The organism is Pseudomonas sp. QLc11A (genome assembly GCF_052112305.1).
Lineage (GTDB): Bacteria > Pseudomonadota > Gammaproteobacteria > Pseudomonadales > Pseudomonadaceae > Aquipseudomonas > Aquipseudomonas laurylsulfatiphila.
This window is the reverse complement of the sequence record NZ_JAVAJJ010000009.1, coordinates 46,564-58,936: the sequence shown is the minus strand read 5'-3', so window position 1 is coordinate 58,936 and position 12,373 is coordinate 46,564. Positions and strand designations below refer to the sequence as shown.

Annotated in this window: 11 protein-coding genes and 1 pseudogene; 6 read left to right on the top strand and 6 right to left on the bottom strand. The window is 60.2% G+C overall.

The window, feature by feature from the left end; all coding sequences use genetic code 11:
- Positions 1-10 precede the first annotated feature (10 nt).
- Complete coding sequence (locus tag Q8X48_RS14900; RefSeq protein WP_407800816.1) at positions 11-1,453, bottom strand: YfcC family protein; 1,443 nt, start codon at positions 1,451-1,453, stop codon at positions 11-13.
- 106 nt (positions 1,454-1,559) lie between these two features.
- Entirely contained in the window at positions 1,560-2,480 is a 921-nt protein-coding gene (locus tag Q8X48_RS14895) for a LysR family transcriptional regulator (RefSeq protein ID WP_407800815.1), read from the bottom strand.
- Positions 2,481-2,709: 229 nt separating this feature from the next.
- On the opposite strand from Q8X48_RS14895, the gene Q8X48_RS14890 reads away from it, so the two are divergent.
- The 4 genes from Q8X48_RS14890 to Q8X48_RS14875 all read left to right on the top strand — a co-directional run bounded on the left by Q8X48_RS14890 (position 2,710) and on the right by Q8X48_RS14875 (position 6,609).
- Positions 2,710-3,933 (top strand): OprD family porin, encoded by a 1,224-nt coding sequence (locus Q8X48_RS14890; RefSeq protein WP_407800814.1) that lies wholly within the window; start codon positions 2,710-2,712, stop codon positions 3,931-3,933.
- Between the two features lie 156 nt (positions 3,934-4,089).
- Positions 4,090-4,551: an isochorismatase family protein gene (locus Q8X48_RS14885; RefSeq protein ID WP_407800813.1), complete on the top strand. Its 462-nt coding sequence runs from the start codon at positions 4,090-4,092 to the stop codon at positions 4,549-4,551.
- A 162-nt stretch (positions 4,552-4,713) separates the two neighbouring features.
- Positions 4,714-5,076: a DUF6124 family protein gene (locus Q8X48_RS14880; protein WP_407800812.1), complete on the top strand. Its 363-nt coding sequence runs from the start codon at positions 4,714-4,716 to the stop codon at positions 5,074-5,076.
- A 126-nt stretch (positions 5,077-5,202) separates the two neighbouring features.
- Positions 5,203-6,609, top strand: a complete 1,407-nt coding sequence (locus Q8X48_RS14875; RefSeq protein WP_407800811.1) for a DUF2252 domain-containing protein — start codon at positions 5,203-5,205, stop codon at positions 6,607-6,609.
- A 92-nt stretch (positions 6,610-6,701) separates the two neighbouring features.
- Here Q8X48_RS14875 and Q8X48_RS14870 read toward each other — a convergent pair whose 3' ends face one another.
- On the bottom strand, positions 6,702-7,547 hold the full coding sequence (locus Q8X48_RS14870; protein WP_407800810.1) for a phosphatase PAP2 family protein: 846 nt from the start codon (positions 7,545-7,547) through the stop codon (positions 6,702-6,704).
- 31 nt (positions 7,548-7,578) lie between these two features.
- Entirely contained in the window at positions 7,579-8,250 is a 672-nt protein-coding gene (locus Q8X48_RS14865) for a histidine phosphatase family protein (RefSeq protein WP_407800809.1), read from the bottom strand.
- A gap of 261 nt (positions 8,251-8,511) precedes the next feature.
- Here Q8X48_RS14865 and Q8X48_RS14860 point away from each other — a divergent pair.
- Both Q8X48_RS14860 and Q8X48_RS14855 read left to right on the top strand, forming a co-directional pair.
- Positions 8,512-9,525 (top strand): annotated as a pseudogene (locus Q8X48_RS14860) (methyl-accepting chemotaxis protein); the annotation flags it as partial.
- A gap of 42 nt (positions 9,526-9,567) precedes the next feature.
- On the top strand, positions 9,568-10,431 hold the full coding sequence (locus Q8X48_RS14855) for a methyl-accepting chemotaxis protein (protein WP_371317832.1): 864 nt from the start codon (positions 9,568-9,570) through the stop codon (positions 10,429-10,431).
- 193 nt (positions 10,432-10,624) lie between these two features.
- Here Q8X48_RS14855 and Q8X48_RS14850 read toward each other — a convergent pair whose 3' ends face one another.
- Both Q8X48_RS14850 and Q8X48_RS14845 read right to left on the bottom strand, forming a co-directional pair.
- Complete coding sequence (locus Q8X48_RS14850) at positions 10,625-10,834, bottom strand: FitA-like ribbon-helix-helix domain-containing protein (protein WP_407800808.1); 210 nt, start codon at positions 10,832-10,834, stop codon at positions 10,625-10,627.
- A 147-nt stretch (positions 10,835-10,981) separates the two neighbouring features.
- The gene (locus Q8X48_RS14845) at positions 10,982-12,355 is read right to left on the bottom strand and encodes a DUF1329 domain-containing protein (protein ID WP_407800807.1); all 1,374 of its coding nucleotides are present in this window, start codon (positions 12,353-12,355) and stop codon (positions 10,982-10,984) included.
- Between the last annotated feature and the right edge of the window lie 18 nt (positions 12,356-12,373).

Sequence of the window (12,373 nt, the reverse complement as noted above, 5' to 3'; positions counted from 1 at the left end):
GCCTTGGAACTCAGTAACCGGTGGTCACTGCGACCGCCAGCAACACCATCGCCAGCACGGTATAGATCAGGAACAACGGCAAGATGTAGCGCGCCCACTGACCCCAGCCGACTTGTGCGGTGGCGAGCAGTACCAGCAGACCGCTGGAGGTCGGGGTGATCATGTTGGTCAGGCCATTGCCGAGCAAAAACGCATACACCGTGGTTTGCGGGCTGACTCCGGAGAGTTGGCCGAGCGGGCCGAAGATCGGCATGGTCACGGCCGCCTGACCGGAGGTGGACGGGATCAGCACATCCAGGCCTAGCTGCGAGAAGAACATCGCGTAGGCCGAAACCACCGGGCCATGATCGCTGACCACGCTGGCCAGGCCATCGACGATGGTGTCGAGCACCTGACCGGTGCTGAGGATGATTTCCACCGCAGTCGCCAGACCAATCAACACACCGGCGATCAGGACTTTTTTCATGCCGTCGACAAAAGCACTGGCGGCGGTGCTGGCGCCCATGCCGTGGATCGCTGCGAAGATCACGCTCAGCAGCAGATAGAACGCCGACAGTTCGTGGTACTTCCAGCCCCAGCGGTTTGACGCAAACACCATAAAGCCTACGCCGAAGGCCAGCACCAGCAGGTTGAGCAGATGGCGCAACGGCAACGGTTGGCTTTCGAAGGTAATGACCGCGTTGGCGTCATAGCCGTGGCGACGAATGCTCCACAGCACGAAAACAATGCCAACGGCGAGGAACAACGCGTAAGCGGCAATGCGCATGCTCATGCCGCTGAAAATCGGCAGCCCGACCATCGGTTGCGCCACGGACAGCGCGACCGGATTGGTGATCGATGCCAGATAACCGATCTTCACTGAAATACAGACGATGGCCAGACCGATCAGGTTCGACAGCCCCAGTCGATTGGCCATCGCGACCATCAGCGGCACGATCAGGATGAATTCTTTGGCCAACCCCATGAAGGTGCTGCCGGCGGAGAACACCAGCATCAGCATCGGCACCAGCACGTAGATGTTGCCGCGCGTCATGCCGAGCAGGCGTTCTAGCCCGGCGTCGATCACCCCGGCCTTGTTCAGCACGCCGAACATGCCGCCGATGAACAGCACCATGAAAATCAGTCCGGCGCGTTTCTCGATGCCCTGCGGGATCGCCATGAACCCTTCGATCAGCGACACTGGGCGGGCCACCGCATCCTTGGCTGCGCGTGGTTCGACAGCCAACAGATGAGTGAGGGAATGACTCTTTTCCAGGACTTGATAAGAGCCTGGTACCACCAGCCCGTTCTGGCGCTGGAAGCTGCCGGAGTTGACCGCATACGTGAACCCGACCGCGAGCAACACGATGCTCAGCAGGATGATGGCCGGGTTAATGGTTTTGCGTACAGTCGGCTTGGCGGGTTGCGTCTGACTTTCGGCAGCGCCCGGTTGTGCGAGGTCGATCTGGGACATGGCGGTGAGCCCTTCGGTGTTTTTATTCTGAGTGTCAATGTTTCGATGGGGCAGACACTAGGGCAAACGCCAAGGGGCTACAACGTTATGCGTGGAGCGGGTCGGGCTATGCGTTTTGTGATGCGTGGACGGTCTTCATCGACTCGTTCAGACGTTGTTTGAGATGGGCGGCAAAGGCACTCACCATCGATGGGCGCTGCTCGTCCCGACGGAATGCCAGACCGAATTCGTAGCGCAGTGTCGGGCGAAAAGGTCGGGTGACAACCGGCAAATGAGTGAAGTGACTGGCCAGCAATCCATTGACGATCGACACCCCCAGGCCCTCGGCGACAAAGCTGCAGGCGGCGCCGACCGAATGCACTTCGATGCGCACTTGCGGTGTCAGGTTGACGGCGCGAAACACCTGATTGAGCTCGGCGCGCAAGGCCCGTTGCCGGCCCAGCAATACTAGCGGCACATTGCGCAGATGCTGCACGTCGATCACTGCATGGCGGGTCAACGGATGATCCGCGGGCATGACGCAGACACCTTCGGTTTCCAGTACCGGTTCAATGTCGAAGTCGGACAGTTCCGTAGGCAAACGCACGAAGCCGAGATCGGCAGACCGGTCGAGCACGGCGCGCTCGATGGTGTCGTACGAGCCGGTGAGCAACTCGACGACGATGTCGTCGTGACTCTTGAGAAATTCGGCAACGATTTTCGGCAGCAGCTCCTGGGTCATGCTGGTCGGCACGCCCACCTTGAGCAGGCTCTTGTGCGAGCGACCGATGCGCAGCTCATCGGCCATGCGTTGAATGCGCTGCATGCCATCCACCAGCCCCGTGACCTCGGCGAGCAGCTCTTCGGCTTCCGGCGTGGCCATCAAACGGCCCTTTTTGCGCAAGAACAAGGCGAAGCCCAATGCTTCTTCCAGCTGCGTCAGCAAGCGGCTGACGGCCGATTGGGATAGCCCCATGCGAGTGGCGGCACCGATGGTCGAACCGGTGGCCATGATGGCTTTGAAAGCTTCGAGTTGCTTGAGATTCACGCTGCCGATTCCCCTGGTTTTGCAACGGTGCCCGCCCGCGAAAAACCAGCTTTCGCATAGCCTGATGCGCTTCTCGCATAACGTTGTGGACGCGCTGTCGAGCCGTTAGTGTCCGCCGCAATGCGCCGCTGAGTCCAGCTTCGCAGGCCAACAAAATCGAGACCCATCCCGATTCCGGGACCTTTGCGACTGCCAATAAAACCGATAATGCGGGGCTGAGGAAAACACCATGCGTGGACTGTTCACGAGAGGCGGCATTGTGTCCGCAGGATTGCTGGCGGGTCTGTCGCCAGCGCTGATGGCCCAAGGATTTTTCGAGGATTCCCAAGGCAAACTGACCTTGCGCAATTACTACTTCAACGATGGCTATCGCGACGGTGGCGAGGACCGCAAAGAGTGGGCGCAGGGTTTCTTGCTCAACCTGCAATCGGGCTACACCGAGGGTACGGTGGGGTTCGGTCTGGATGCGCTGGGCCTGGCCGGCCTGAAGCTCGATTCCAGCCCGACCCATGCGGGCACCGGTTTGCTGCCGGTGCACGACGATGGCCATGCAGCGGATGGTTTTTCCAGCCTGGGTATCACTGCAAAAATGCGTATCGGCGAGGCCGTGATCAAGACCGGTAACCTGATGCCGAGGATTCCGGTGCTGGTCTACAACGATGGGCGTCTGTTGCCGCAAACCTTTCGCGGTACGCAAATCGAGTATAGCGGCATCCGCGATCTGTACTTGCACAGCGGTCATCTGGACAAGTTCAAGCAGCGCAACTCCACCGACAGCGTCGATATCTATCCACAGGGCTACACCGGTAGCAAAGGCACTGACTTTGATTTTGCCGGCGCCACCTACAAGTTCACGCCCACCCTAAGCGGCACCTGGTATTACGGGGAGATGCGTGAGTTCTACCGGCAGCAGTTTTTCGGTCTGGTGCATAAACAACCGATGGGCAGTGGCAGCCTGACCAGCGATTTGCGCTACTTCATCAGTGGCGATGCCGGTGAGGCACGCAATGGTGCGGTGGATGCCGATATGTTCAGCGGCCTTTTCACCTATCGCCTCGGCGGCCATGCACTTGGCCTGGGTTATCAGAAGGTCAGCGGCGATACGGCATTGCCCTACACCAGCGTGTCGACGGTCTATTCGTTCTCCAATGCAGGCGTCGGAAAGTTCATCCAGGCTGGTGAGCAGACCTGGATGCTGCGCTACGACTATGACTTCGCTGCGTTTGTGCCTGGCCTGAGCCTGATGACCCGTTACTACAAGGGCGAGAACGGGGACTACAAAGGACGCGAAGCCCGGGAGTGGGAATCCGACACCAATCTGCGATATGTCATACAGAGCAGCGCGCTCCAAGGCATAGGCATCGAAGTGCGAAAAGCCACTTATCGTTCTACCTACGCCAGCGATCGAGATAACTATCGCCTGTACCTGACTTATGACATCGCATTGTGGTAACCCATTAACCCGGCCCACCAATCAAAGCTGACAAGGCCCGCCCAGTGCGGGCCTTATTGCATCTGGGGTTTGATAATTCATGCCTCACACCGCACCCTGTGGGAGCAACTGTCTTCCCCCTGCCACTCGTCGTCACCCTCTCTCCCGGAGAAGCCCATGCGCCAAGCCCTCCTGATCATCGACGTACAACCCGGCTTCGCCCCGCCGCAGTGGCTGGTCGACGGTATCCGGGCACTCATCGGCACCCTGCCCAGTGTCGCCACGGTCGAGCGTCACGACGAGTCCATAACTCCCTTCGAAAAACAGCTTGGCTGGCACCCCGCGCCGGACGATGACAGCCTGATCCCCGCCGACCGTATTTTCATCAAGCACGGCTACGCACCCACGCCGCAAACCATCGACTACCTGAAAAGCCTGAACGTCGAGCGCGTGCTGGTGTGCGGCCTGCAGACCGAAACCTGCTGCCTGGCGGCGGGGTTTGCGCTGTTTGATGCGGGGTTGCAGCCGACCTTGATTACGGATTTGACGGTGGGTTCGTCGCTGGACCGGACGGGCGGGTTGGGGGTCAAGCTTTGGGAGCATCATTTCAAGCACACGGTGAAATCTAGCGACCTGTGACTTCACCGCGTCCTAGGACATTTCCCGCAAAACGCATCGCCTTTCATGAACTGGCGGGGCCTCCTTCTCGACGATAGCCTTTCTGGGTCGCTGAAAATCAGCGACCGGCTTTGACAGGCTGAAAACCGGGGCAGCTCCTATAAACAAACCAGGATCTCCATCATGAAAAGACACAGCCCCACCCTGCAAAACTCTTCACCTGATACAACAACCGAATCACCCGACTTATCCAACCTCTCCAACACCACCGAACCCGCCATCAGCGCCCGCCTGCGCAACCCCAATCACCTCGACCCCGTCAGCCACGTCTTCACCATCCGCCCCGACATAGACACGCCGTCCCTGCTCACCCACGCCAGCGAAACCCTCGCCTCGCTCAACGTCATGAGCACCGATCTCGCCTGCGAGCTTGAGAGTTCGCGTCGCAACATCGCCCTGGCAATCCAGCAACTGGCCGTGCTGGCGCAATTGCTGGTGAACCGGGCACTGGACAACATCGCGCCACTCGACGAAGCAGAGGCTTGAGATGGATCGATACATGCCGATGCCTGACAGACAGGTCAGTCGCCGGGCAAACACTTCGGATGAACCCGCAAAGCCCTTCTACACTCCATTCGCAATCGCCCTAAAATACCCGTCGAATAGGCCCCCATGACCACCCTCACCGACCGTTTGAAGCAAGGCAAGGATGCGCGCAAGAAGTGCTCGCGCAGTTCGCAAGCAGCCTTGGGCAATGTCGATCGCGACCCGATACCGCTGATCAAGGCATCGAGTGAGGGGCGCGTCAAATCGCTGGTGGAGCTGCGTTACGGGCGCATGCTGGTGTCGCCGTTCACCTTCTATCGCGGCAATGCGCTGCTGCAGGCCCACGACCTGGCGGGCACCTCGCACATGGGGCTGGTTTCGCCGATTTGTGGCGATAGCCACCTGATGAACTTCGGCGGTTTCGCAACGCCTGAACGCAACCTGCTGTTCAGCGTCAACGACTTCGACGAAGCCCATCCCGGGCCGTGGGAGTGGGACTTGAAACGCCTGGTGGCGAGTTTTCTGGTGGCCGCCCGCGACTTGCGCCATGGCGAGTCGGTTGAAGACAGCATCTGCCATGAGGTGGTGAGTGCCTATCAGAAAACCATGCTCGAATGCGCCGAACAAAGTTCGCTGGAAACCTGGTACGAATCCATCAGCTATAACGACCTGCTGGCGCAGGCCAACCAAAGCACCCTGGAACACGTGGAACGCGCCATCGAAAAAGCCGAGCGTCGTACCCATGCCGAACTGCTGCCAAAAATCAGCGAACGCGACGGCCATGGGCGTCTGATCATTCGCGATGACCTGCCGGAAATTTTCCACCTGCACAAGAACACCACGCTGCTGGACGCCGATGATGACTGGTTGCGCCTCTCGGACTGGCGTCCGCTCTACGACACCTTCATGCGCGACTATCGCGGCACCCTGCAAGCGGACCGCCGTGAGCTGCTGTCGCGTTTTCACGTACAGGACATGGCCTTCAAGGTGGTGGGCGTCGGCAGTGCAGGCACCCGTTGCCTGGTGGCGCTGCTGACCGACGATCAGCAGTTCCCGCTGTTCCTGCAATTCAAGGAAGCGCGGCGCTCGGTGCTCGCCGGCTACGTGAAGGCCAGGTCGCGGGTGCGCCATGAAGGGCAGCGTGTGGTCGAGGGTCAACGCTTGATGCAATCGGCCAGCGACCTGTTCCTCGGCTGGACCACCGGGCCCAGCGGGCGGCATTTCCATGTGCGGCAATTGCGCGATATGAAAATCTCCGCCGAACTCGAGACCTTCGATGGCGAAGCCTTCGCGGCCTATGGCCGGCTTTGCGGCCGGGCCCTGGCTCGCGCCCATGCCAAGTCTTCCGGGCAGGCGGCGGTGATCAGCGGCTACATCGGCAAGAGTGAGGCATTGGCCGATGCGCTTTATAAATACGCCCAGGGCTATACCGAGCAGAACGAGCGCGATTTCGAGCGCTTCCAGCAAGCCTGCCGCAAGGGCCGTTTACGTGCACGGTCGGAAGCCGACTTTGCCGCCGATCATTTGCCGTAGCGGTGTCGCAGGCTCTGGTGCGGGGCTTTGATCGAGATGAATTTTTCTTCACCCCACCCTCTCGCGCCAGCCTGTACATTTCGCTCGCTCATTCAAGAAACTACGGTTTGCCCGCCCTCCCGCGGGCTTTTTTTTGCCTGCGAATTCGCTTCGCAGAGCACCGGCTGTTCCAGCCTCGCTCGCCCGTAAAACGCCAGCGCCGTCAGCAAACACGCCAGCCACACGAAGATCCCGGCCCAGAAGGTGTGGGACATGTAGTGCCAGCCTTGCAGCACTCGCGTTGTGCCGTAGATGAAGCCGAGGGTCAGCGAGCCGTACATGATCGCCTTGGCATAGCGCCAGCGATAACGGCGAGCCACGAAGTACAACGCCAGCATGGTGAAACCGCCCGAGGCATGTCCGCCCGGCCAGCAGCGGCCGTCACCGGCAACTTTCAGCAGGTCGAAATTTTCATACCACTCAACGTGCTGCATCTTGCCGCCGTACAGTGTCGTCTCGATCGGGCAATACACGCTGGTGTGGCCCTTGAGGTAGTGAATGACCCCGGTGCTGATGGAAAACGCGAACACCACGTAGAGAAAGTCGCGTCGATGGCGGTTGGCAAAGCGCAGCACCGGTGCGACTTTGATTTTTTCCAGGAAGGCGATGATTTTCGAGTGTTTTTCAGCCTTCAGGCGCGGCCAGAGGAACGACAGCAAGGCGCCGATAATCGCAATTTCGCCGGTCCAGTTCGGGATGATCCGCGCCCATTTGTGGGTGATCTTTTCGAACAGGTGGATCTGGTCCAGCGGGTACGTCTGCGTCACCGGGTCAAAAAAATAGTTGTTGAAGGCGATGTCGATGCGGGTCATGTCGAACGTCAGGAACACCACGACCGCGCAGGCTAGCGGAATACCAAAGTTCACCCAATAAAAGCGGTAGCGGGAGGCGGTCTGCATGCTCAATCCTGATTCAAAGGGAGGCTGAAGTTCAACGGGGTGTCACCGTGGGCCAATCCGATGCTTCGATAAAACCAAGCATGCGCGGACTGTTCGGGGTTTCGGCGGAGATAAACAGAGACGCCCCGTAACCCAGGGTTGAAGTCGTCAAATCGAGGTCTTTTTCCAGTTGCGCCATGCATTCGCTGTGGGTCACCAGAATCAGGTTACGCCCGGCCACCTTGTGCGCCAACGCGTCGCGCAGCATGGTGCCCTTGCAACCGACCAGCCAGTCTTCGCCCGCGTCGGCCTTGTTGAACATGAAGCCGGCAGTCTGCGCCGTTCGCAGGATCGGGCTGTGGTAGATATCGGCCTTGTCCAGGCCCAGGTTACGGAACTGCGCCCCGACTTTGGTGGCAACACTGCGCGAACGCTCGGTAATGCCATCGTTGCCGATCAGGCAGGCAGCCGAAGAGTGATCGCAGCGTTCGACGTGGCGCACCAGCACGATCAGGTCGCCCTTGGCCCACTCCTTCATCAACGCCTGTGCACCGCGCACATTGCCATGCGCCAGGTCCGGAACGGTGGCCGGTCGCAGTAAAAACACCGTCAACGGGATCACCAGCAGCGCCGAGGCCAACACCACCGCAGCGTTGCGATAGCGGGTGAAGCGCTTCAGGTCGATCGAGCGTTTTATCCCGAAAAGACTCAGTCTTAATTCCACATCAAGCCGCCTCGCCGGCACGCACCACCTCATCAGATCCCCGGAGGTTAAAGAAGCGTGCGTCGGTGGCGGGTGAAACCCATGTGAAAAAAAGCTTAAAAGCGCTGTAAAAACCTTGTTACAGAATCCGTTTGGAAAAATCCTTTCAGCTCCCGCCATTGCTGCCGATACATCCTGCTTACACAGCTTGGCGGCCCCCCAAAAAAAACAATCTTCCAGCCAGCCGACGAAATAGAAGCACTACGTTCCTGGAGGAATTGGATGAATAGCTGGTTCGGCAACATCAGCGTGAACCTGAAACTGGGCCTTGGGTTTGGCCTTGTGCTGGCACTGACCTGCGTCCTCGCCCTGACCGGCTGGACCAGCCTGGGCGGGTTGATCGACCGCAGCAACTGGATGAGCGACATCACCCAGCTCAACGCCGGCCTGACCAAGCTGCGCGTGGTTCGCCTGCAATACATGCTGACCAACGGCGACGAAACCGCCGCGCAGGGCGTGCAGACCACCCTCGACGCTTTCTCGGCCCAGCAACAGGCCCTGCTGGCGAAGTTCAAGAGCCCGGAAAACCTCAAGCTGCTCCGTGAGCAAGGCACCGTGATCGACGCCTACAGGACGTCCCTGGGCAAAATGCGCAACGCTTATCGCGCCGGCAACACCGCCCGCGACGCCATGAGCGCCAACGCCGAAACCGCCCAAACGCTGCTCAATGAGATCAACACCCGCGTGCAGCAAATGCCGCTGAGCGACCAGCGCTTCGAACAGTTCCAGGCCATTACATCGGCCAAGGAAGCGTTCCTGCTGGCGCGTTACGAAGTACGTGGTTACACCGCCACCACCAATATCGAAACCGAGCAAAAAGCGGTCGGCCAGCTGGACGCCGCCATCGCCAGCCTGAAACCGCTGAACGCGCATTTCGCCGACACCCAGCAAGACGCCCTGCGTCAGCTGGAAACCGCGCTGGGCAACTATCGCAGTGCCTTGCAGGCCTACAAGGCCGCCAGCAATGACGCGGTGCAGGCGCGCAAGGAAATGACCGACCAGGGCGCCGCCATCGTGTCCCAGAGCGATCAGCTGTATCAGATCCAGCTCGACCGCCGTGACGCCGAAAGCGCCCGGGCGCGCACGCTGCAACTGATCAGCACGCTGCTGGCATTGTTGGTGGGCATCATTGCCGCCGTGGTCATCACGCGCCAGATCACCCGTCCATTGCGCGAAACCCTGGCGGTGGTCGACCGCATCGCCAGCGGTGACCTGTCCCAGAACGTGCTGGTCACCCGTCGTGACGAACTCGGCGTGTTGCAGCAAGGCATCGCGCGCATGGGCGTGACCTTGCGCGACTTGATCAGCGGCATCCGCGACGGCGTGACCCAAATCGCCAGCGCCGCCGAAGAGCTCTCGGCCGTGACCGAACAGACCAGTGCCGGGGTCAACAGCCAGAAAGTCGAGACCGATCAGGTCGCGACCGCCATGCACGAGATGACCGCCACCGTGCAGGAAGTCGCGCGCAACGCCGAAGAAGCTTCGCAAGCCGCTGCGGCGGCGGACGGCGAAGCTCGTGAAGGCGACAAGGTGGTCAACGAAGCCATCGCCCAGATCGAGCGTCTGGCCAGCGAAGTGGTACGTTCCACCGAGGCCATGAGCGTGCTGCAACAGGAAAGCGACAAGATCGGCAGCGTCATGGACGTGATCAAGGCCGTGGCCGAACAGACCAACCTGCTGGCGCTCAACGCCGCCATCGAAGCGGCCCGCGCCGGTGAAGCCGGTCGTGGTTTCGCCGTGGTGGCCGACGAGGTCCGCGGCCTGGCCCAGCGCACGCAGAAATCCACCGAGGAAATCGAAGGTCTGGTGGCCGGCCTGCAGAACGGCACACAACAAGTGTCTGCCGTGATGAACAACAGCCGCGTCCTCACCGACAGCAGCGTGGCCCTGACCCGCAAGGCCGGCGAGTCACTGGAGAGCATCACCCGCACGGTGTCCAACATCCAGTCGATGAACCAGCAGATCGCCGCGGCGGCCGAACAGCAAAGCGCCGTGGCCGAGGAGATCAGCCGCAGCATCATCAACGTGCGCGATGTGTCGGAGCAGACGGCTGCGGCGAGCGATGAGACCGCCAAGTCCAGCGTTGAACTGGCGCGGTTGGGTGGTCAATTGCAGCAGATGGTGAGCCACTTCCGCGTTTGACGTTCGCCTTGCGGTGAATGAAATATCCCTTCGCGGGCAAGCCACGCTCCCACAGGGTGTTGGGTCGTTCACAGAATCTGTGTTCGACAACTTACCTGTGAGAGCAGCGGTCCAGCGGTCCGACTTGCCCGCGAATGCGATCTGAAGGACTACCAATGATGATGTGTCGAACCGAGAATCTGGCTGCCCTACTTCAGCGCGAAGGCAGATCCAATTCGACTCCATCATCAATGCTGAACCGTTTGTGGATTCGAGTTCCCAAGCCGTCAGTACATTTACTCTGTTCCAGCGCTTTGCTCAAAATCAGACACGCTTGTTCTTCAATGGAAAGACCATTGATGTCTGCCGCTACTCGCAGTGCTTCATAGAGCTGACGGTCAATATTGTTGATGGTCAAACTCACCACAATGCCCTCCGATGTAACGGCAGTTGAAGCGACGAGGCTACCATGACTGCTCGTCAATCGAATGTTGGATTAGGTTGTGCCGACTGAGTGATCCGCGCTTTGGCGAGGGCACTGCTCTCGCCATTTTTGCGTGGTTTGCGACACTCACCGCGTCCCACGCTGGCGCAATGCCGACGGCATGAAGTACGCGTCTTCCGGCACCGGTTGGGTGAAGTCCACGGTGCCCTGCTCTTCGTTATCCAGGTTCTGCACGTAGTAACGACGTGCTTGCAAGTCATGGAATACGTCCAGCGCACTCCAGGTGGTGGGCAGGTCGTAGAAGTTTTTCAGGTAGGCCATCGACACCCGCCACAACTCCCCTCGCCCGTCATACTGATCCACCAATGCGGCGCCCCAACTGTCCTCGTCGAGAAACAGCACGCGCTTGGAATAGATATGCCGCGCGCCCGGCTTGAGCGTGCCTTCGACCACCCAGACCCGATGCAGCTCATAACGGGTGTACTGCGGGTTGACGTGGCCCGGTGTGAGCAACTGCGCGTACTTCACCTCAGGGCTGCCGACTTTGTAGTTGTTGTAGGGAATGTAGACCTCTTGCTTGCCCTTGAGCTTCCAGTCATAGCGGTCCGGCGAGCCGTTGAACAGGTCGGTATCGTCCGCCGTGCGCAGGCCGTCGGATGAGGCGATCGGGGTGTCATAGGCGAGGTTCGGCGCCCGGCGCACACGACGTTGTCCGGCATCGTAGACCCAGGCCTGACGCGGGTCCTTGAGCTGGTCCAGGGTCTCGTGAACCAGGGCCGCACCACCCGCCAGACGAGCCGGGCTCTTCACGAACGCCAGGTAGTAAAACAGGATGTTTTTCAGGTCGGCAAACTGCCCACCCGGGCGGTAATAATTGAAGAGCCCCTCCTGCTGCGAGGTCACGAGCGCGAAGCTGCCGTTGCGTTGTACCGGCGCTTCGGAGGCACGACGGACCACATAGATGCCGCGATAGCGGGTGATGTGGTTCCACAACACCTCGACCCCGTCCTTGGGTAGCGGGAACGGCACACCGCCATAGGCATCGGCAAAACCGGTGCCGCCATCGAGCAGCTTGGTCGCGGTCGCATTCTTCAAGGTGTTGTCATACAGCCACTGCGGCGCCGAGCCAGAACGGCGTGAAGGATAGACCGGCATCTGGAAGGTGTCGGGGTAGCTGTTGAACAGGGCGACCTGACCCGGGCTGAGGTGGGCCTTGTACTGTTCAAGGTTGGCCTTGGTGATGGTGAACAGCGGCTTGTCCGCCGCATACGGGTCCGGGTGATGCTGGCCTGGTTTGTAGCCCGCCGGCGCCTGGGTGATGCCGCCAGTCCAGGCCGGAATGGTCCCGGCGGCGTTGCCGACACGCTCGGCGCCCAATGGGGTCAGGGTGGTTTTCAGTTGTTCGGCCAGCTGGGGCGTGACCGCGGCCAGCGCGCTGCCGGCGGCCAGGCTCAGGAACAGCGCCAGCGTGGTCTTGGTCAGTCGTGAAGTGTGAAACATGATCGTTCTCCGAAATAC